The following is a 21,320-nucleotide window of genomic DNA, read 5'->3' as shown; positions in this document are numbered from 1 at the left end:
TAAAATTTATGAAAGGAATTGTTTTTACAGAGTTTCTCGAAATGGTGGAGGAAACCTTTGGGCTGGAAGTTACAGACCAGATCATAGAAGAATCCAACCTTCAATCGGAAGGAATCTACACCTCTGTCGGTACATACGAATTTAACGAAATGGTCTCACTACTGACCAACCTCAGCAAGACGGTAGAAATGCCGGCAAACGATCTGCTGCATACCTTCGGACTATACCTGTTCGACAGCTTAGGGAAAGCCCATCCCGAGATCATAAAAAACTACAAATCGCCCCTGGCCCTCCTCATCTCAATAGAGGACCATATCCATGTGCATGGGAAAAAACTGTATCCCGATGCGGAACTTCCCAGTTTTACTGTCGTGGAGCAAAGCGAGAACAGTCTCTCCATGATCTATTCGTCTTCACGCGGACTTTATAGCCTGGCACACGGACTTATGGAGAAAACATTCACACATTTTAATGCCTCAGCACAGATTTCCTATGAATTGCTGAAAGAAGACGGAACTCAGGTAAAATTTGACATTGTCCAGGATGGATGGTAAAGAGGTTACTTTGCTGAAAAAGGCGCTGGAACGCCAGAAAAAGGCAAGGCGGCAGGCCGAGATGATCCTGGAAGAGAAATCTCAGGAACTCTACGATACTTCAAGGCAACTCAAAGATACCAATGCCCGACTCGAAAACCTGTTGAGCGAAAAGACCTCCGAACTGGAAGGTGTCTTTATCAACATAGTGGATCCCTACCTGGTGATGGACATCAATGGGCAAGTCATTCGGATGAATGCCGCGGCAAAACAACTTTTGGGATACGACCATACCAAAGAACCTATCAATCTGAGTCAATTGGTCCACCCGGAATACCTGGAATACACCAAAGAATCATTCAAAAAACTGTACGAAGTAGGTACGCTGAAAAATTATAGGGCGAAGATCGTAGTAAAGGACAAATCGATACGTTTCGTGCAGGTTAACAGCAGCCTTATCTACGACAAGGACAGAAACCCCATTGCAGCACAGGGTATCATCAGGGACATCACTAAGGAAAGTGAAGTGGAAGCCCTGTTGTCTGAGCAGAAAAAACAGCTGGATATCATCGTTGAGAATTCCCCCCTTGGAATTGTACTGACCGTAAATAGTAAATTCATAAGGGCCAATAAAGCCTTTGCGAACTTGCTGGGATACAGTGAAAGTGAGTTAAAAGAACTCACCGTAAATGCCATTTCTGACCCTGAGGATGAAGAGGTCAGTCAGGAATTACACGAGCAGATGATTCAGGGTAAACTGGAAAACTATTCGGTGATCAAGCGATTTATTAAAAAATCGGGTGATACACTTACCACAAAGACTTCGGTAAGTGCGGTGAGAGATCCCGAAGGGAAAATCGCCTACGAAGTGGCCATTGTTGAGGATATCACCAAGGAAAAAGAAGCGGAAGAACAGATCAAGGCCTCCGAAAACCGATTGGCGACCCTTATTTCCAATCTCCAAACCGGTGTCTTACTTGAAAATGAGGACAGAAAGATCTCGTTAACCAACCAGATGTTTTGTGATCTCTTCGAGATCCCTGTGTCCCCGGAACAACTGAAAGGGGCTGATTGCTCCAATGCCGCTGAAGAGAGCAAGCATCACTTCAAGGACCCTAAAGCTTTTGTCAAACGCATCGATGAGATCCTGAAATCCAGAAAACTGGTATTGTCTGATGAACTGGAAATGAAAGACGGCCGAATCCTCGAACGGGATTACATTCCAATTTACAACAACGGGGTTTACAAGGGGCATCTCTGGACGTATAACGATGTCACCATCCGAAAGAACTACAAAACTAACCTCGAAAATCAGAAAGAAAAATACTGGAGCATTATTGCCAATATGAATCTCGGGCTTATAGAGGTAGACAATAAGGATGTGATCCAATTGGTGAACCAGAGTTTTTGTAAAATGAGCGGGTATTCAGAAAAAGAATTATTGGGGCAGAAAGCTAGTGAGATCCTTAAAGTTCATGAGAAAAACCTAATTGAAGAAAAGGGGAAGGAACGCCTGAAGGGTAAATCTGATTCCTATGAAGTAAAAGTAGTGACCAAATCAGGACAAACCAATCACTGGTTATTAAGTGGGGCGCCCAGGTACGATGAAACGGGTAAAGTTGTGGGATCTATAGGGATCCATCTCGACATTACCGCTCAGAAAAACCTGGAACTTCAAAAAGAAGAACTCCTCGCCGAATTGGAGGAAAGCAACAAGGGGCTGCAGGAATATGCCCATATTGTATCTCATGATCTTAAATCTCCGCTTAGAAGTATCAGCGCTTTAGCTACCTGGCTGCATGATGATTATAAAGACCTGCTAGACGATAGTGGTATCTACAACCTGCAGATGATGCAGGAAAAAGTAGAGGGAATGGAGAAACTCATAGACGGGATCTTAAAATATTCGAGTATTAAAAGCGAGACCCTTGAAAAAAAACCTGTAGACCTCAACCAGGTGGTCAGCGACATCCGGGAGATTATTTTCATCCCCGATCACGTTAGTGTGATCATCATGGATCCCCTCCCTACCCTTCAGGCCGACGCCACCAAAATGCACCAGCTGTTCCAGAACCTGATCAGCAATGCTGTGATCAACATTGATAAATCGGAAGGAATTGTCTCAATTGGTGTTACTGAAAAGAAAGATAATTGGGAATTTTACGTTCGTGACAATGGAGTTGGGATCCCCAAAGAATATCACGATAAGATCTTTAAGATCTTTCAGTCTATAGGTTCAGGCGAACGGTCAACAGGAATTGGCCTTTCTATAGTAAAGAAGATAGTGGACCTTTACCAGGGAGAGATCTGGCTCGACAGTAAAGTAGGAGAAGGAACAACCTTTTATTTCACCTTAAAAAAATGATCGTGGAACAACCTAATCTTTCATATATCAAACAATTGGCCGGAGATGACAAAGCTTTTGAAGATAAATTTATCATTATCTTAAAGGACGAATTTCCCGGGGAAAAAGAAGAGTATTACAATACTTTGAAGGAAGAACGTTTTCAGGATACAGCCCTGATCGTTCACAAACTAAAACACAAACTCAATATTCTTGGCCTTGAGCAGGGCTACGGGATCGCCGTGGAATACGAAGAGGAATTAAAAGAGGGCAATACCCACAATTCTGCAGCATTCGAATCGATTTTAAAAACCATTGAAACCTACCTAAAGACCATTTGACCATGACCTGTATAATCATAGACGATGAGGCAACCGCAAGGGCCATTGTTTCCCAATTATGTGCAAATACCCCAGAACTGGATGTCATCGAGGAGTTCTCCAATGCAATAGATGCTATAAAATTCCTCAACCAGCAAAATATAGACCTGGTATTTCTCGACATCCATATGCCTGGATTTACGGGTATTGATTTTGTGCAAACGCTCAAGAATCCACCTAAGGTGGTCCTCACAACTTCCGATACAAATTTTGCCATTGAGGCCTACGAATACGAGGCTATTGTAGATTATCTCGTAAAACCTATCACCCCCGAACGCTTTGCTAAATCGATTCAGAAAGTAAAAAATTCCCTCTCGTCCCAGCCAGTAACACAGGCTGATGCCGGTTCCGGAAGTATGGGGGATGAACTCTATATCAATATAGACAGGCGCCTAATCAAACTCAAATTTGATGACATTTTGTTCATAGAGGCAAAAGGAGATTATATTGAGGTAAAGACCACCAAAGAAGACTACAGGGTACACAATACGCTGAAGAAGATTAAGGAGAAACTACCCGGAGAGCTCTTCCTGCAAATCCACAGGTCTTATATCATCAATTTTACCAAGATCATCGATATAGAGGACAACAGTGTCCTGATAGAAAAGAATGTGATCCCAATCAGTCGATCAAACCGACCTGAATTGATGCGCAGGTTAAACCTGCTTTAAGCACCTACAGCCTGGCCAATAGCTTTTTGTAGAAAAGAGGTGCTTTGGCAATCTTCCATTGCACCTTGAATCCTATTTCTGTGAATTCGAAGCCCGTGGCAGTAGCTGAAGCGATGTTGCTGTATTTTCCATAAAGCTCTACCCCCAGCCTGTTGGCAAACTGGTGTTTGAAACCAGCTTCCATTCTGAATACAGCCGATGACTGATCATCCTCCACCTTCTGAGACCCCGCTGCCCCATTAAAATAGTATGAGGTCTTTTCCGAAAAAGATCCACGAACATCCCCGAATATTTCAACGGCCTGATATTTTTCCGGACTGAAATAGATGGTTGGAATCTGTTCTGAAAAGGAGATGTACTGATAGTTTAATCCAACTTTCACCGCCGGGATCTTAAAGAGGTTGTAGTAGAGCGAACTGAAAATAAGATCGCGGGTATTCCCATCAGTTTGACGGGTATGCATGGCCTGGGTATACCATCCGAGGTTAAAATTTGTCCCCAGATTGTAATTCAAACCAAAATGGTTCATCACGATCTCCCGCTCAATCAGGTCGGCATTAAAATTCTGTACTTCCCGCTGATAGCCCACCTCCAAATTCTGAAGCTTAAGCGGTTTCATCTGTAGCCGTAGGTCTAAAATGGGTTGTGCATAATTACGGTCGTCAAAACCGGCAAAGTTGAATCCTGCCACTGCTTTAAGTTTGGTATTAGGCATAATTTTATACGTTATCCCCCCCAGCAGAATATTCGAAAGGGCCTGGTTTGAGGTCAGTGTGTTCTCTGTATTCCTGTACATATAAGATAGGGTGGTCCTGAATTTGGTCGAGAATGGGATATTCGCACTCACCTGATTCCCATAGGCAATATTGTTCCCATTGTCGAAGGTATAAAAGGCTCTGGCCTCTGTGGTGGGGATATGCAGTCCATTGATCTTTTCCACCAGCCCTTGTGCATCAGGTTGGCCTGGGAAGACAGACAGGGTCTTAAAAGCCGCTCTGTATGCCGGGATGATCCTGTCTGAGGCAAACAGGGCATTAGCTTTACCCAGATTTCCGTCGAAGGAAGTGCTGTCAATTGCCAGAATATCGTCGTACTCTTCAATGCTTACCCCAAAATCTGCCGTGTACATCCCGAGGGTAGCTCTGAGGGCCTTCACCCAAACTTCGTTGGGCAGGGCTTGCTCAAGGCTGTCGATCTGTGTTTTTGCCTTGGCATAGCTCGAATTCCAGATCAGGGCCTGTACATATCGTTCCCGGGTCTGACTTTTCAGGACCTCATCCTCAATCAGTTGTGCCTTCTCCAAAGCCTGGGCAGCCAGCGACAAGGCATATCGGTCATTCTTTCCAATATGTTCTGCAAGAGACATTCCGTTAAGTGCCCTGATCGAATCTGCTTCCGTTGTCGCCATGGCGATATAAGCTTCCTTTGCCTTATCTACTTCTTTCCGGATCAGGTAGAGGTTGGCAAGGCTTATAAGGGTCTCTTTATCCTGAGGAAAGTCTGAAAAGTTCTCCTTTAGCAGTTCCTGGGCTTTGGAATAGTTTTTCTTTTTAATCAATGAATCGGCATATCCCAGCCTGATATACTTCCTGGAAACCCTTGCACTGGTGTTCGTTGAATTCAGGGCGATGGTTTTATTGATCCAGACAAGGGCTTCGGGATACTCCTTAAGATTGCTGAGGGTATTCGCATAACCCAATCGTACTACAAATGAATCCGGATACAATTCCAAAAGGGATGCGTAAAGAGGTCTTGCCTCTTTGAACTGTCCATCCCACAAAAAAGCCTCATTATAATTGACAGCGATCTCAAAATCCTGGGGGTACTGTGCCTTCAGAACTTCGAAATGTGCTATCGCCTTTTTGGGTTCTCCACTGAGTCCGACCGCCCTTCCATAGCAGATCAGGGCTGTTTTGTTAGAGGGTTCTTTTTGCAGATAGGCATCGAAAAAGGTTTCAGCTTTTTCAAAATCTCCGGATTCCAGGAGTTTGAAGCCTTCATCCATCAACTGCTGCCCCATAGCAGACTGGAAAATAAAAAGGGCGACGATCATTAATCTTTTAGCATTCATAGGTTAAGTATTTTGATAAAAAAGGAATTCCCTTATCTATCGGTTTCTTTGGTGATGTAAAGGTACGGCGGTGTCTGCCGCACCGGAAGGGCTACTTTGTCCATTCGTCTACAGCAAACTACCATCCACCTAAACCGGCCGAAAAAAAACGTCAGATGGATAGATATTTGACCTCAGAAGTACAAAAAATACTTAACCAAAATATTTAGTTATGGCTTTAAAAATCAAAGAGAATAATGAGATGATTGAGGTCTGGGGACATTTAAACGCCCAGAATATGAATAGCCTCAGCAGGCATCTGGAAATTTCGAGAAGAAGGAAGGAATTCCTAATTCTTTCATTGGATCATATAGACAGTATAGATCCGACAAGTACAAAGATCCTGGAACAGGAATACTGTAATACAGCAGCTTCCAATAAAGTACTTACTATCATCGGGCAACACAATGATTCTGTAAAGCAGGTGATGCAGCAAACAAGAACAACTTATATCCTCAGCAATGACCGCATTTAAACTTTTACTGAAGAAAGTAAGTCCCGAACAACTCTTTATGGGAAGCGTACTCCTGGTAAACGGGGGTAATTACCTGTATAATCTTTTACTGGGCCGACTGCTGGGGCCTGAGGCCTACGCCGACGCCGCTTTACTTGTAACACTGCTTCTGGTATTGTCCTTTCTCGGGATGACATTCCAGTTGGCCACGACGAAATTTGCGGTCATTTTTTCCGGCAGAGACTGGGAGAGTTTCCGAAATCGGACCTATAAACAGGCACTTGCAGTAGGAACGCTTGTAGCAGCCGTCTTTATTTATTTTGCCAAAGACCTGCAGATGTTGTTTCGCACAGAATCCCCCTATATGTTTGTTGCCCTTGGTTTCGGAATACCCCTCTACTTTGTTATGAGCGTAAATCGCGGAACCTACCAGGGCCATCAAAACTTCAACCTACTTTCTATCACTTATCAGACTGAGATGTGGAGCCGATTGCTCATTACCCTGGCATTCGTGGTCTTCTGCCCCTGGGATCCGGCAATTTCGGTAGCCATAGGAATTGCATTTTCCTTTCTCTTTGGGTTGATTCCTTCAAATTTCAAGGGAATCTCCATCGCCAGACCTTCCCTTCTTGACAAGAAATACACCAGACGTGTTAACCGATTTGTGATCCTGACCCTGGGCTATGAAATTACCCAGATCATTATCAATAACAGTGATGTGCTGATGGTGAAGCATTATTTTGAGGCTAATGAAGCAGGATTATACGCTTCCCTGGCTCTTATCGGGCGGGTAGTGTATTTTGTTGCATGGATGTTTGTGATGCTCCTATTACCGGTTGTAGTTCAGAAAGAGAAGAACGGAGAGGCCACCACTCCAATACTATTTAAGTACGTAGGATATGTCATCCTGCTTTCCTTATCCATTATCACCGCCTGCTACCTGTTCCCGGAACTGATCATCCAACTGATGTTCGGAGATGCCTATTTGTCTATGGCTAACCTCTTGTGGCAGTATGCCCTGGCAACATCGCTTTTTGCCATCGGAAATATCTTTACTTATTATTTCTTATCCCTGGATCGATATATCCCTGTGGTCATTTCAGGAATACTTGGACTTTCACAGATCGCCGCGATCAGTTTGTTTCACACCTCCCTGGAACAAGTTGTCCAGGTTCAGATCGGAATTATGCTCTTGCTCTTGGGTTCGCAATTGCTATTCTTCCTGCTGAAGAAAAGAGGCCTGTAAAAAGTCCATTATCAGAGAAGAGGACCAGTCGAGCATATTGCCGCTGGTCCTTTCTTATTTACAGCAAGATCTCCTCCTATACTCTTTAGTACTGCCATTTACCTCTTACCGACAGGGATTTTCCATTCGTCTACAGTTAGGGTGTCTTTACCCCTTAAGCTCAATAATAACAGGAGTTTTGAAGGATATTTGCCATGTAAATAACAATTTAAATCTTAACCTATGAAACTTGCTATTGTAACCGCCTATCCTCCGAGTAAAGTAACACTGACGGAATACGGCTACCACCTGGTAAAACATTTTCGTCTTCAGGACGAAGTAACCGAAATCGTTTTGATCACTGACCGAACCACGGAAGAGAAAGATCTCTCTTTTGAAGGAGAAGGATGTAAGATCACCGTGAAGGAAGCCTGGGATTTCAACAATTATTTCAATTTGTTCGGTATTTTAAAAGCTGTCAAACAATCTAAGGCAGACGCTGTGCTATTCAATCTCCAGTTCCTGAAGTTCGGAGACAAGAAAGTCCCTGCAGCTTTAGGCTTGCTGGCTCCCTTCTTTTGTAAGATACAGGGTATCCCAACCATTTCCCTAATCCACAACATCCTGGAACAGGTTGACCTGGAAAATGCCGGGATCACTCAGAACAAAATACTCCAGAAAGTCTACAATTTTATTGGAGGCATGCTAACGCGATTTGTTCTGGCCTCAGATGTTGTGGCTGTAACCATCAGCAAATACGTCAGCATCCTGGAGAAGAAGTACAAGGCACGTAATATTGCCCTGATCCCCCACGGATCCTTTGAAACTCCTCCGGAACCGGATTACAGTTTACCTGCCGGACCTAAACAAGTTATGGCATTTGGAAAATTCGGAACCTACAAACGAGTGGAGATCCTGATCGAAGCTGTGGAAATGATCCGAAATCGGAGTACAGAAGACATTGAGATCGTGATCGCAGGTACGGATAGCCCTAATACCCCCGGCTATTTAAATGAAATGGCAGAAAAATACGCCCATGTATCACAATTGAAGTTCACTGGCTATGTCGCCGAAGAGGATGTGCCACGTTTTTTTGGAGAAAGCGCTGTAGCTGTTTTTCCTTATACCTCTACTACCGGGAGTTCTGGGGTGCTGCACCAGGCCGGAAGCTATGGAAAAGCAGTAGCTCTTCCTGACCTTGGTGACCTGGGGATCCTCGTCAGAGAAGAAGGCTATTCCGGTGAATTCTTTGAGCCTGGAAATACAGCTTCATTAGCCGACGCCATAGAAAGGATATTAGTGGATGAAGCTTACAGGATAAACTTGGGACAAACCAATTACAAAGCGGCCTGTTCCCTGCCTATGTCAGACATTACACAAATGTATACTGACTATTTTAAGGCAATCAAATACAAGAATCTGCCAACCTTCTCTCCGATCACAACGAAAGAAAACGAGACGGTAGTTAAAACGGACTAAACAATTTTGGTTAGGTTAAGTAGAAGTGGGCGCTGTTCTTGTAATGGCGCCCATTTCATTTTTTAGAGATCATCTTCATAAACTCGTAAGCACGTTTCGTCCTGCCATCTCTGCCGATAAGACCATAATTCCTTTGAGGTGCTCGCCGCCAGGGTAAACGCCCGACAACTTCCACCGGAATGTTTTCAAAATCGTATAGGGTCCAGGAGAGAAATGAAACATTCTCCTTTTCGAAATGTGAAACCATTTTGGAATAATAATTAGCCTGATCTTCTTCGGAACTCGTAAAGACATTCCAGATGCCGCTGTAGGAAGAGATCCCGAATTCACTGATCATAACCGGTTTATTATTAATCTGGCTGCGCACTTCAGAAAGGGACGGCGCAAACATTTCGGGTGATTCATAAAAGTGATAGGAAATGAAATCAAGCTCTTCGGTAAGGTGAACCGCAGCACTAGCAGAAGACCATCCAATCGTTACCGGGTGATCCGGATCAAACTTCTTTATTTGCCTGATCATCTCTTCCAGCCAGGCCAGCACCTCAGCTTTTCCCCGGGACTCAAAATCGAGATCGGGTTCATTCTTGATATCCCAACCCAATAGTGCGGGGTGCTCTCTAACAGAACTTACTATGGTTTCTGCATGCCTGTGGGTCCTGTTCCAGTCCATCAAATCGTAATCTCCGTAGAAATCGAACAAGGTCACCAAAAGCTTGAGATCTGATTCTTCCGCCAGATCGAACACAGTCTTTAGTTTATCAAGTTTTTCCTCCTTGACATCAGCTTCTCCAAAATCCTGATACGGAATAAAAATCCGCACCGTATTCAGTCCCATTTGATTGATCTTCTGAAAGTCGGATTTGATCGTATCTCCATCAAAATCAACTCCAAACAAATCCCAGGGGGTTTTTGCAGGGTAATAGTTCAATCCTTTCAGGTCCTTAAAATTAGCCTGGCTAACAAAATTTTGAGTTGAAACACTTTCTTCAGGTGTTTCGATCTCTTCAAAATGCCTGATCCTCCAGAAGCCGTCTTCCAGAAGCATCAGCACGCGATAGGAATTGATCTGACGGGCGGTATGAAGTTTTTCTTCACCTTGCCAAACCTCATTATACGCTTCAACATCCTGATCTGTGAACACAACCAGCTTGCCATCCGAACTGTAAAATTCGAGCCTGGGATGATGCGTTAGAGTAGTTTGTTTTACAGTTGTCCCATTGGTCCTGTTCAATTCCAGAACCCTCTTTAATTTTACGCGCATACTATCCGTGAAATAGTCGTCCAGGCCATAGGGGTCATTGCTCGCAAAGGCCACATTTCTAACATACCATGACCGCAGATAATCTTTTTGAATATCGAGCAAGGTCTGTTGTTCCATAGGCCTGCCCTCATTTTCCAATTCTTCCCATACGATCTTTGGCTGATAGTTGTCCCCTGCCCCGGTTGTGAGATGGAGGATGGAGGCTTTGTCTGCACCCGAATTCATATAGACCCAAACCGCACCAATCCCGAATAGAATTGCAGCATTGATCCCCACAAAAGCGAGGAGCAACAAGGCCCTGTACAGATTCTTATTACGGCTATTCATCCTTTATTTCAATTTTAAGTTCACGAACCGTACCCCCAAGGTCGACCTTTACCTCATATGATCCGGGGTCGAATTGTTCAGAATTGAGGCTGATTTCACCATATCCTTCCGAGAGAACCTCACTGAATTCGCCCAACTGGTTACCCTGGCCATCAAACAGGTATATAAGTATCTTCATCCCGTCGGGTTGGATCTGTTCCAGGAAACCGGTTACCGGCCCTACACGGATGGTTTTGGTTTCAGCATCCCATTCCAATTGGAAAGAACGGATAACAGGAAGAAAATTTAAGGAGATGACATTGCTTTCCGCCGCGCCGGCTACTCTACCTTGCACCTTCCATTCCTCAGCCCTCTCCGGATGCAGCAGCCTGGCTTTGGCAATTCCATTGATAGTACTCCCCTGGGTTTTCAGGATGCTCCCTGCTCTAGTAGTAATCAGATAAGAAACCAGGGTTCCATCGCTTACTATATTACCGTAACGGTCGCGGATAACGGACGTGCTAAAGGTGACGACCTGATTGCCATCGGCGAAATTATGGTTTTGGCTATAGGAGATCTCAAAATCAGCTGGAACTGCGGGATGGGTGTCTACCGTCAGTTCTTTGGAGGTAGTTTCACCTGAGGACACAGCTAAAAAGATCCGGGAGGCCTTTTCCCCGGAAAAGAAGCGTTGCCAGCCAATAAGCGTATTTGTTCTAACAGGATAATCTTCCCTTAGCTCTGTGCTCTGTGTACTTATGATCATCTCTGTATCATCAGCCAACGGATTGTCATAAATATCGGTAGGAACGGAAACCAACATGCTATGATCGGTTCCTCCCACATAGATGTTCCCCGGACCCAAATATGTCTCTATCAGGGCATTGGGTTGAGCCTGGGTGATTTTTATTTCATCTGCCGCCAGGATTGATCCATCAAAAATGAGAAACCATCGGCAAGGCCCGGTCTTCTGTGAATACGAATCCGGGAGAAGAAAAGTCAACTTATCGCCTTCCCTGTTGCCATCAACCAAGCTTTGTCCTAATGAATTGCTCAAGAGTAATCTGGGTTTCCCCTCCCCTTCTATATCGAAACTGAAAACAACCTCCTGCCCTGCAACAGCAGTTTCAGGAATTTCCAGGGGAGTAATAGAAATATCCTTGTCCGGGATGTCCTTTTCAGAACAGCTCAAAACCAAAGCAATCAATATGTAGATCACATACCTCATCTATTTCGGATTACCAATAAAATGGTCAAGTTCTATTTTTATAAATTCGAATGAATTCCCGGGCACGGCTTGGAGGAATTCCTTTTTGTAATCCTGCCGTCCTTCCTGGAATATTTTATGGGATATAGCAGCATTTGGCAGGCCATTTACAAAGCAATTATCCATATTCCTTGAAATGATCTCTGTTTTGGACAGATCCGGTAGTGGATGACTGAATTCCTGCTTCCTTTGAACGCGTATCCCTTCCTGTACGAAGCTATGGTCTACCCATAAGAGGTTTTGATCCTTATCATAATAGGAAACCAACACCTGCGGGACCGTTACCTCCTGCACTCCGGCATTAAAAAGTGTTCCATTCAGTTCATTTTTATCAACTGTCAGCTGTTGCAGGGCCACTTCCTTATATAAATCTGTTATAGCCACATTGGCAGCACACTGCAGGTTAAATTTTAAGGGCAGCTCCTTTAGATTTACAGGGCTGAATTGAGCAGGATCAAAGGTTGACGGCATTTCCTCCTCTTGCTCCCTCCAGGCGATCTTTTCGAAATTAATCCTGAAAGAGGTCACCTCCTTTGGCATCAGCTTGTGTTTGATGTGATACTTGGCGTTGTATGCTGTAAGCGCCGTGTCCTCCTCGTTGTACAAGGTGGCCTGTAAGGTAACATCGGCCGGGACGCGATCCAGGTTCTGTATCTCCCCGATGATGGCATATTGATCCCCGTTCTTTACCAGACTTGCCGACAGTACCTCCAGAACAGGCTGCTCCAGCACATCCTCGTTATAAGTCTGCTGAGTGGTAATTTTCCGCCTGCCATGGTTATAAAAACTTGTTGTGTTTGAGGTCAGGAGTTGATCCGGGGGAATATCCTTTTGGGGAGAATTCGGGAGGAGGTACCAGCTACTTCCTTCTTTGACAAGCTGTCGCGATTCCGATTTTCTAATGGTCTCCAAGGGTGTAATCCAGACCGTGTGTACTGCTGCTTTGGCCATCCTATCTGAGGAAGAGACCAGCTCCACTCCTATCGAATCGAGTTTGGCATAGGAACTCAAAATACCATCGGTAACGGAAACCTCCAGCATATACTGATCCAGGGATACCCCTGAAGAGGGTAGCAGGTAGGAATGTGCCCTTTCAAACTCCTTAAAGTCCAGGGCATCGTAATAGGCCCTGACTACATTTTCCGGGGATCTCTGTGCGTTGTTCTCCAGATAGAACTTGTACCCTCCATAGGCCAGGATCAATAAAACGAGCAAAGCCCATACCTGATTTAGATTGATCAGGCCGGGGCGAAAATGTTCAGGCTTTTTCCAGGAGAACATATAAGCAGGCTCCGGGAGTTGTTTTTGCTTAGTAGCTCTGAACCAGAGCAGGCGGATATTCAGGAAGAAAGCGAGTAAGACTGTTAGGACAGGGATGGTTCCCCACATAATTTTGAGGTAGACAGGCACATCCTCCTTTGGAATAATGGCTGGTAATGGCGGAACGTTTAGCCGCTCCCATACCATTATGCCGTTTTCTAGTTGTTGCAGTCGCTGCCATCCGCAGAAATAAAGGATAGGGTCGTAAAATTTATCGTTGGAAAAAATGTACTTCAGGTTGTATTTCTCCGGGACGGTGAGAAATTGCTGTAGGGATCCTATCCCTTCCACTCCCCTGAATTTTGAATTTTCCAGTCTTTCAATGGCCTTGGTGGTCAGCTCTGGAAGTCGTCTTGCCGAATGGTAATTCCCATCTACCGTCATGGCGTTGGTTTGTGCGGCCAGCCAGGCCATCTGATCCCCAAATCCCAGGGTGAGGTATCGCCATTGATCATGCATATCCTGGTTCAGGAAATTGACAATAGGCAGCATTTTGATCTTCTGGGGCTGGGATGGTCTGAAATAGCCCAAACTCATGGTGAAAATGACCATAATCAGAATTCCTCCTACTAAAAACCCTCCTATCAATCGGTGATAGATGGCTCCAAATCGTTTCTTAAGGCTCTCCTTTAGATCACCTTCAACCAGGCGGTACATAAATTCCGCAAAAACAGGTAGCGCCATTATAGTAGCCCATAGGGTAAATCGGTCCAGGGTCAGGATGTTGAAGGCAGTATCCCCAAGGAGCATTCTGGGTAGTGGCGTAGTTCCTCCTGTGCCCAACAGGGTTAGGATACTGAACGAAATACCGAAGAAGAGATATCTTTTGCTGTAGAACCTGTAATAGATATAAGGCAGAAGAAATAGTAGTATTCCCCATGGGATGAGAAAAAATACGAGTCCGGAGGAGGTCACTTCAAGAAAGTTATCCCTGGAACCATGTGGTATAGGGACCTGGGTGATTGGATTTTGTTTCGAATTGATCCAGTAAGGCAGAATGCATACGATGATCAGGGCGAGAGATCCCATTCCAAAACACACGATTCTCCAGAAGAGCTTTCTAAAGGAGGCCAGAAATACCTTAAATGTGATTTGCTTTGCGTTTTCCACACCTTCCCTCGCATCATCCATAATAGCCATCCCAATCAGGGGAAAAATAAAAAATACCATCCCGAAGATAGGGGTGACATGGTGCGAGGTTACGGTGACAGCGATCAGGGATAAGGCCATCAGCAGTTTTATCCCCCGGCCGGTCCGTATCCATTCGTAAATCTCCGGCAAGGCGTGCAATAAGACCGAAAGTCCGATAATGCTCGGCAACTGCCCAAATACGTGGAGGGTTTCTATAAAGGTGGAAGAGCCAACGGCCAGTAAAGCGGTATATCCCGCTATACGCCTATTTCCGGTTAACAAGAGCCCAAAGCGATAGGCCCCTGTTATAAACAAGACGATCCCGGCCAGGGCTACTGAATACAGGCCAAACTTAAGTCCGCCAAGAAACGAAAAAAGCGCCATCATCTGATGCGCCAGGGGGGGATAGCCCATTACCGTAAACCCCGTATACCAACGGTATTCCCAGGGTTCCCACCATTGGGTAGCGTAATGATCTGCAAAGAACAAATGAATAAGCGCATCATAAGTTGACTCCAGCGTAAAGAACAAGGCCGAACCATGAAACCCAAGCCCAATTACCAGGGCAAGCAACAATAACAAATTTGTTTGCTTCATTTCTAATTACTGTAGGAAAATATAACATTATAAATGTAGATATATTGTGGTATTGGGGCATTATCGATCACAGGTACAAGGCCTCCATTCACCTACAGAAAATCGTCATTCACCTCTTCAGCCTCATTTTGGACAGCAGGTCTGGCTACTTTTGTTTCAGAAATCAGATAAAATAGAATCTGAATTCGCTTAACCCAAATAAGAATTTAATACTTAACCTATGAAAATTTTAGCCATTGACGACCAGCAACTCATCTTGCTGTCTGTAGAAAAAAAACTTGCCGAATTAGGATACGATGTTCGCATAGCCGATACAGGAGAAAAAGGAATCGCCCTCTACGACGATTTTAATCCTGACATGGTCATTGTGGATATCAACATGCCGGGGATGAGCGGACTCGATGTAGTGAAGTACATCAGAATCACTCAGTCTGCCGAAACCCCCATCCTTGTTTTATCTGGTAATACAGATGAAAACATAATTGTTGACGGATTTGACCTGGGTATCAATGATTATATGAAGAAGCCAGTGAGCCTCAATGAAATGGCAGCGCGAATCGAGCGAATTCTCGGGACATGTGCTATTCCGGTTGGGAAAAGATCAGAACAGAACAACCAGATGTTACAGAAATATTGTGTAGGTATTGTAATCCCCTGTTACAATGAGGAAGAACGACTATCGAGTGCAGTGTTCCAGAAGTTCGCCACCGAAAATCTTGGTTACCACCTTTGTTTTGTAAACGATGGGAGTACCGATAACACCCTGGAGGTTTTAAATGAACTCCGAAAAGGAAATGAAGATACCATCAGCGTTTACAATTGTGAGAAAAATGGCGGAAAGGCCGAAGCCGTTCGCCAGGGAATACTGCATTTGTCTAAAGACCCTCAATTCGACTATTTAGGGTATCTTGATGCCGACTTGTCTACCGATTTCAGAGATTTTGATGATTTGGTAAAGACCCTTGAAAACTCTGAATTTAAGATCGTAAGCGGGTCCCGTATCAGCAGAATGGGTGCTGATATCACCAAGGAATCAGCCCGGAAGATTATCAGTAAAACCATCAATATCATCATTCAGACTATTTTGGGGATGCCATTTAAGGATACCCAGTGCGGAGCAAAGATTATGAAGAGCGATATGGTGGCTCCTATCTTTGAGAAAAAGTTCATTACACGTTGGTTGTTTGATGTGGAGATCTTTATGCGAATGAAGAAATTCTACGGGAAAGACCAGGCCAAAAAGCTTATTTGTGAACAACCCCTGAAAAGGTGGATTCATGCCGATGGCTCTAAACTGTCAATGAAAGATTCGGTTAAAATCATCGGGCAACTTGGGCAAATCGCTTTCCACTACAACCGGGCATAATTAAACCAACCTAAGGCCCCTTCACTGGAAGGGGTTTTTCTTAATCGATACTTCTGTGCCATCTATCTATAAAAGGATTCCTCGGAGCGAAGCGACATATATTTCGATAAAAAGTCAACCTATATTTAACATAAATCAATTTAAAATCCCAAATCATGCGAACAAGAAAAAACTACAAAGGCTTATTGCGAATTGACGCCACCCAGGAGGTTTATCAGATCTGTGAGGTACATATGACCCAGAAGGAAATGATCCTCAGTGTGATGACACCTACAGTGCTTAAACTTATTTAATAGGATTTACAGAAGTAAGGTAAGGGATTTGCGATTGCAGGTCCCTTTTTTGTTTCTCAGAAATTCCTATTAAGAAGAAACTACTCCGAGGGTATACAATTGCTCCAGGGTTGGGGACTCGCTGCCTCCTGCAGGTTCCAGGGTTATACCAAAGGCTTCTGATTCATTAGCGTTGGTAAGGGCAAAAATCCGGTTCTCATCAGAAACAAAGTCTTCAAGCAGTCCCACACTGGTAGGAGTTAAAGGATCGAGTTTCAAAGACCAGACCTGATAGACCATCCCCGGAGGAGGCTCCGGCAGACCCATAGCATCGATATAGACTTTCTCTTCATTTTTATTCCAATACACTTTCGCATAGGAATCTGGTGAGACCTGCTGCCCTGCCAGGGAAATAACTGATATTTCCTTTTCACGGATGGTATTGAGGAGGTCTGTTGTCTGTTCGAGCGAATTGTTAGCGTTGGCGATCTGTTCTTCCAGTTGCAATTTTTGCTGAGACGCTTCTTCTACTTCTGTTCTCAACTGCTGATTGCTATTGTACATCCACAGTAAACCCACTGCCAGCAATACAGAAGCTGCCCATCCAACATAGCTAAACCAGGTAGAACCGGATTTTTCCATTGAAATCACTTTAGTCTCTGGTACTGTGATTTTATCCCTGATCTCCTGGAAATCTAGCACAGTCTTTGGTGCAACGGCCCGGGTGAGTTCAAGTATCGCCTTTTCTATTGCTTCAATTTCGGTTCTGACCTCAGCATGCTTTTGTGCCATAGCAGCTACCTCCAGGTTCTCCTTTTCGGAGAGCTTCCCGGCAACGTAGAGTTCAAGTATCCCTGATGCTATGTAGTCATTAATGTCCATGCAACAATGTCATATTTTTTCGGAGTTTGCCAATACAATCCCGGTTCCTGGTCTTTACCGTCCCCAGAGGAATTGACAATTCCTGAGCAACTTCTTTTTGTGTGTACCCTTTAAAATAAAGCATTTCGATGACAGAAACACATTTTCCCTTTAACCCTTTCAACAACTTCTTTAAAATTGAAGTGTCGGGCCTGGAGTCATCTTCCATGCTATCTTCTAAAGTACCTACGAAATTATCTGTGTAAAGGTTTTGTTTATTCTTTTTATAGGATTTTGAACGTAGTTTATCGATGGCGGCATTTCTGGCGATATTGAGAATCCAGGTGAAGAATCGGCCTTTGGAACTATTGTAACTATCTGCCTTGTCCCAGATTTTTAGAAAGACATCCTGACAAATCTCCTGTGCCAGCTGTTCATCCCTTACGATGGTATGAATCACACCTGTTATGTTTTCAGCATACATAGCGTACAACTGCTCGTATGCTTTGATGTCTTTTTGTTGAAAACGATTTACCAGAGAATCCAGACTCATAAACTACTATTGAGTGCAAATATAAAAATAGATTCTATGTTGCCGGACTACAATTAAGGATTGCTGATTTACTTAGGGCACTAATAAGGATAAATCAGATTACTGCCTGTATTTGATCAAGGCCCAAACCGATTTGGAAGAGGTGGAATTTGAAGGAAATTCCTTTTCAATTTTAAAGATCTGACCCTTGAAAACAACACCTATTCGTTTCGGATTAGAAGAACCGGCATTATCCACACCTATGGCACCGTTGCGCACACTGCGGTCTGTCTTAAATTTTGCGTATTTGCCTTCAAGGCTCAGGGATACTTCTTCAATAAGAGAATTACCATTAGTCTCTATTAGTTGTACATAGCCCTCCTTATTAAAATACAGTTCAAGGGCCGCGTTCACCTGTGCAAGGCTATCCGGAGTTTTATCCAGATAATCAGAATAAGCAATAAGGGAATTTGTTTTTTTGGTTTGATCCCAAAGATCCAGATTGGAAGCCGCAAGTAACTGCTGAATCTCTATTTCTTTGAGGGAATCGTTGATAGCCAGCTGATTCTTCGCGATAAGTGCTTCCTGGTAGAGGGAATCATTTTTTATTACCAGCAAATCTGCTTTATTCTTTTCTTCTATGGCCTGTTGCCTGGATAATTCGGCATCTATCGCAAAATAGATGGATGTACCCACAAAAATGATCACTACGATCCAGAGGATGTTATTAATTCTTCGGCTTTTCTGGACCGTTTTATTAATCTCCTCAATTCTGTCTTTTAGTTTACTCATACTGATTTGGGATTATTACGCATTGATGTAGATGCCAAAATCATCTTCTAAGGCCAGTAGATCGGCTTTTGTAACCGGAAGTACACCATGTTCATATCTAGCTATCTTTTTTTCAAACAGCTGCACGCCTTCCAGGCGCTTTTTTTTGTCCTTTGTACTGTTTAATGATGAAAAACTGAAGGTAGTGGGTAAGGTACCTCCAAACAGGCCTCCCGCCCATTGAATTTTATCCTGTACTTCACTCACTTTTGTAACGAGTTCAGGAATAAAGAAAATGGCAGCGACGGCAATGATCACAGCTCCCCCGATTCCCAAATAAGCATACATTTTTGATTTGGAAATCTGTTCCTTCATCTTAAACTTATAGTATTCTATATCGTCTTTCAGTTCATTGAGCAAGGCCAACTCTTCTTCAGGGATCTTGACACTACTCTTGGAGGTAACCGACTTTACTTTCTTTTGTTCGCTCTGCGGGGTTTCAACACTTTCATCTGCAGCCATGGGTGCGGGTGCAGGGTCAGATTTTCGTGTCACCTTTAGTAAGTCGAGAATTTCGTCAATCCCCGCTTCCTCGTTCTGATGGAAATTTATCGTCCTGAGATTTTTCCATCTCATTTTTTTGCTCAGATCGCATGGCTCGAGCAAAATCAGAATCATTTTTTTGTCATTCTCCCGGGCAAAACGCTTGTCGTTTCGAACAAACTGGTCGTTCAATGCATTCTGGGAGGTGAGAATAAGTACAGCTTTGGAGTCGAGAAGTGCAGACTCCATAACTTCTTCTTCGTCCAGATCCTCAGAAATATCACGAAGATTAATCGTATCGATCCAAACAGGTGCTCCGGCATCGATCAGCCTTTCGGCAAATTGATGTGCCTGCTGTGAATCTTTGGAAGAATACATGATGAAAGCCGACTCAGAAGACATTGGTTTGGTTTTGTTGGTACTGAAAAGTACTGTTTTTTAGTGAAATCGTAAAATAAAATGTTTAAAAATAGCGCGCCATTAACTCAGCAGCGTATCCTTTAAAAATTCGATATAAGGGTCTTTCTCGTTTTTGGTGTCATAGAGTGTGTCGTAAATAAGAACAGCCCTTTCATAGCACTTCATTTTGTATCTGATCCCTGCCTTTTCATCCACAACTGTGTAATGCTTTTTAGAAGCATCCAGATCGCCCAGAAAAATGCTCGCCTCGGCCATGGTTACAAATTTCGGTACACTATCGTAGGGATATTGGTCGGCAGCGCTTAAGGCAACCGCGGCGTATTCCCGCATATCTTTTTTACTGAGATCGAGCTTAGCCATCATAAAGGCTACTTTTACCGAATTGGTAAAAACCTGTTCTTCATCATCAGTTTTAACTGCCAGTTCATAGGCCTTCTTATAGATTTCCAGGGCCTCCTGACCTTCCTTCTGCAATCTGTGTTTTATGTAGTAGTTGCGATACAGATCGCCCAGGGTCTCCATCAGGTCGGGATCAGATTTAGTCCTTTTGTTTTTATTCAGAGCTTCTATTGCGTCTTCCACTCTGCCGACGGCCTCCATGGATTTAATCAACCTTATAAAACTCTCCTCATCAAGGGCTTCCAGATTAGGCTCTAATTCAGCTATGATGGCTTCGTGATCATGCGCATTCTGAGGAAAATGACTCAGGATTAGATTTTCAGACATCTGCGTTTTAAAATACGGAGTCTGTACTATTGCATTACCTTCCTCGTCCTCACAATTACTGGCCATTTTAGGTACTTCGTTAAAAATGTATTCCACCACGTCCATCATACTCACTTCAGGGTCGGTGAACGGCCTTACATGCTGGCCTGCCAGTACGTCGAGCAGTGCCTGGGTAAAGAAACTATGATCTCCGTAACCATAAGATTTTTGGTTGTCCTGACAGGAAGCCATAATCCAGATTCCCTGTTCGTCATTAAGTTTTTGGGCCATCCCGTACAGGCCTTTGATCCCACTTTGTACCATCCCTTCCGCATGACAGCAGTCGAGAAACAGCACCAGTTTATTTGATGGAAGTGCATTGATCTTTTCCCGGAGTTCTTCGGCCGTGATCATAGTTTCTTCCACGTTATCGGCGGTCATGTCTGAGGGTTGCAGAAAGAATTTATGCTGATCGCTGTATTTACCTCCATGTCCCGAGTAGTAGAGCAAAATAGTAGAATCCTCATTGGTTTTTTCCCTTAGTTCGTCAAAGGCTTTAAGGATTCCTTCTCTGCTGGCTTCCTTCTCCGTCCTGAGGATCACATTGTCTTTGGGATAGCCAATAAGTTTGTCATCTATCAGGCTTTCCTGAAGCATCGCGGCGTCGTTTACGGTATATTCTATTTTATCTCCTCCCACCCCGATGATGAGGGCAAAATTGTTTTCTGAATTGAACATTGAGTTGGTTTTTTTCTGGTGGAATAGTATTGGT

Annotated in this window: 18 protein-coding genes; 9 read left to right on the top strand and 9 right to left on the bottom strand. The window is 43.9% G+C overall.

The window, feature by feature from the left end:
• Positions 1 to 8: 8 nt before the first annotated feature.
• From AB8P51_RS04325 to AB8P51_RS04310, 4 genes are read left to right on the top strand one after another with little or no spacing between them, the layout of a single operon-like run.
• The gene (locus tag AB8P51_RS04325) at positions 9 to 554 is read left to right on the top strand and encodes a heme NO-binding domain-containing protein (protein ID WP_369747527.1); all 546 of its coding nucleotides are present in this window, start codon (positions 9 to 11) and stop codon (positions 552 to 554) included.
• Positions 544 to 2,898: a PAS domain S-box protein gene (locus AB8P51_RS04320; protein WP_369747526.1), complete on the top strand. Its 2,355-nt coding sequence runs from the start codon at positions 544 to 546 to the stop codon at positions 2,896 to 2,898. The genes AB8P51_RS04325 and AB8P51_RS04320 overlap by 11 nt, the downstream gene beginning before the upstream one ends.
• Entirely contained in the window at positions 2,895 to 3,218 is a 324-nt protein-coding gene (locus AB8P51_RS04315) for an Hpt domain-containing protein (protein WP_369747525.1), read from the top strand. Before AB8P51_RS04320 ends, AB8P51_RS04315 begins: the two co-directional genes overlap by 4 nt.
• A 2-nt stretch (positions 3,219 to 3,220) precedes the next feature.
• Positions 3,221 to 3,928, top strand: a complete 708-nt coding sequence (locus AB8P51_RS04310; RefSeq protein ID WP_369747524.1) for a LytR/AlgR family response regulator transcription factor — start codon at positions 3,221 to 3,223, stop codon at positions 3,926 to 3,928.
• Positions 3,929 to 3,932: 4 nt separating this feature from the next.
• Here AB8P51_RS04310 and AB8P51_RS04305 read toward each other — a convergent pair whose 3' ends face one another.
• The gene (locus tag AB8P51_RS04305; protein WP_369747523.1) at positions 3,933 to 5,999 is read right to left on the bottom strand and encodes a tetratricopeptide repeat protein; all 2,067 of its coding nucleotides are present in this window, start codon (positions 5,997 to 5,999) and stop codon (positions 3,933 to 3,935) included.
• A gap of 211 nt (positions 6,000 to 6,210) precedes the next feature.
• Between AB8P51_RS04305 and AB8P51_RS04300 the strand changes: the two genes are divergently transcribed.
• The 3 genes from AB8P51_RS04300 to AB8P51_RS04290 all read left to right on the top strand — a co-directional run bounded on the left by AB8P51_RS04300 (position 6,211) and on the right by AB8P51_RS04290 (position 9,196).
• The gene (locus tag AB8P51_RS04300) at positions 6,211 to 6,513 is read left to right on the top strand and encodes an STAS domain-containing protein (RefSeq protein WP_369747522.1); all 303 of its coding nucleotides are present in this window, start codon (positions 6,211 to 6,213) and stop codon (positions 6,511 to 6,513) included.
• Positions 6,500 to 7,738, top strand: coding sequence for an oligosaccharide flippase family protein (locus AB8P51_RS04295; RefSeq protein WP_369747521.1), 1,239 nt, complete (start codon positions 6,500 to 6,502; stop codon positions 7,736 to 7,738). The genes AB8P51_RS04300 and AB8P51_RS04295 overlap by 14 nt, the downstream gene beginning before the upstream one ends.
• Before the next feature lie 222 nt (positions 7,739 to 7,960).
• Positions 7,961 to 9,196: a glycosyltransferase gene (locus AB8P51_RS04290; RefSeq protein ID WP_369747520.1), complete on the top strand. Its 1,236-nt coding sequence runs from the start codon at positions 7,961 to 7,963 to the stop codon at positions 9,194 to 9,196.
• Between the two features lie 55 nt (positions 9,197 to 9,251).
• Here AB8P51_RS04290 and AB8P51_RS04285 read toward each other — a convergent pair whose 3' ends face one another.
• The 3 genes from AB8P51_RS04285 to AB8P51_RS04275 are packed head-to-tail and all read right to left on the bottom strand — an operon-like array spanning position 9,252 to position 15,078.
• The gene (locus tag AB8P51_RS04285) at positions 9,252 to 10,784 is read right to left on the bottom strand and encodes a cellulase family glycosylhydrolase (RefSeq protein ID WP_369747519.1); all 1,533 of its coding nucleotides are present in this window, start codon (positions 10,782 to 10,784) and stop codon (positions 9,252 to 9,254) included.
• Positions 10,777 to 11,991, bottom strand: a complete 1,215-nt coding sequence (locus AB8P51_RS04280) for a hypothetical protein (RefSeq protein WP_369747518.1) — start codon at positions 11,989 to 11,991, stop codon at positions 10,777 to 10,779. Before AB8P51_RS04280 ends, AB8P51_RS04285 begins: the two co-directional genes overlap by 8 nt.
• Positions 11,992 to 15,078, bottom strand: a complete 3,087-nt coding sequence (locus tag AB8P51_RS04275) for a hypothetical protein (protein WP_369747517.1) — start codon at positions 15,076 to 15,078, stop codon at positions 11,992 to 11,994.
• A gap of 220 nt (positions 15,079 to 15,298) precedes the next feature.
• On the opposite strand from AB8P51_RS04275, the gene AB8P51_RS04270 reads away from it, so the two are divergent.
• Both AB8P51_RS04270 and AB8P51_RS04265 read left to right on the top strand, forming a co-directional pair.
• The gene (locus AB8P51_RS04270; RefSeq protein WP_369747516.1) at positions 15,299 to 16,444 is read left to right on the top strand and encodes a response regulator; all 1,146 of its coding nucleotides are present in this window, start codon (positions 15,299 to 15,301) and stop codon (positions 16,442 to 16,444) included.
• A 155-nt stretch (positions 16,445 to 16,599) separates the two neighbouring features.
• Entirely contained in the window at positions 16,600 to 16,737 is a 138-nt protein-coding gene (locus AB8P51_RS04265) for a hypothetical protein (RefSeq protein WP_369747515.1), read from the top strand.
• A gap of 69 nt (positions 16,738 to 16,806) precedes the next feature.
• On the opposite strand, the gene AB8P51_RS04260 is transcribed toward AB8P51_RS04265, so the two are convergent.
• From AB8P51_RS04260 to AB8P51_RS04240, 5 genes are all read right to left on the bottom strand, one after another.
• The gene (locus tag AB8P51_RS04260) at positions 16,807 to 17,598 is read right to left on the bottom strand and encodes an anti-sigma factor domain-containing protein (protein WP_369747514.1); all 792 of its coding nucleotides are present in this window, start codon (positions 17,596 to 17,598) and stop codon (positions 16,807 to 16,809) included.
• Entirely contained in the window at positions 17,588 to 18,130 is a 543-nt protein-coding gene (locus AB8P51_RS04255; RefSeq protein ID WP_369747513.1) for an RNA polymerase sigma factor, read from the bottom strand. Before AB8P51_RS04255 ends, AB8P51_RS04260 begins: the two co-directional genes overlap by 11 nt.
• A 99-nt stretch (positions 18,131 to 18,229) precedes the next feature.
• The gene (locus tag AB8P51_RS04250; protein ID WP_369747512.1) at positions 18,230 to 18,901 is read right to left on the bottom strand and encodes a hypothetical protein; all 672 of its coding nucleotides are present in this window, start codon (positions 18,899 to 18,901) and stop codon (positions 18,230 to 18,232) included.
• Positions 18,902 to 18,916: 15 nt separating this feature from the next.
• Positions 18,917 to 19,825, bottom strand: coding sequence for a toll/interleukin-1 receptor domain-containing protein (locus tag AB8P51_RS04245; RefSeq protein ID WP_369747511.1), 909 nt, complete (start codon positions 19,823 to 19,825; stop codon positions 18,917 to 18,919).
• Between the two features lie 78 nt (positions 19,826 to 19,903).
• Positions 19,904 to 21,286, bottom strand: coding sequence for a caspase family protein (locus AB8P51_RS04240; protein ID WP_369747510.1), 1,383 nt, complete (start codon positions 21,284 to 21,286; stop codon positions 19,904 to 19,906).
• Positions 21,287 to 21,320: the final 34 nt, after the last annotated feature.

It is taken from the genome of Muriicola sp. SD30 (assembly GCF_041205185.1).
In the GTDB taxonomy this organism is placed as follows: domain Bacteria; phylum Bacteroidota; class Bacteroidia; order Flavobacteriales; family Flavobacteriaceae; genus Muriicola.
The sequence above is the reverse complement of the archived record's forward strand: the minus strand, read 5'-3'. Positions and strand labels throughout refer to the sequence as shown.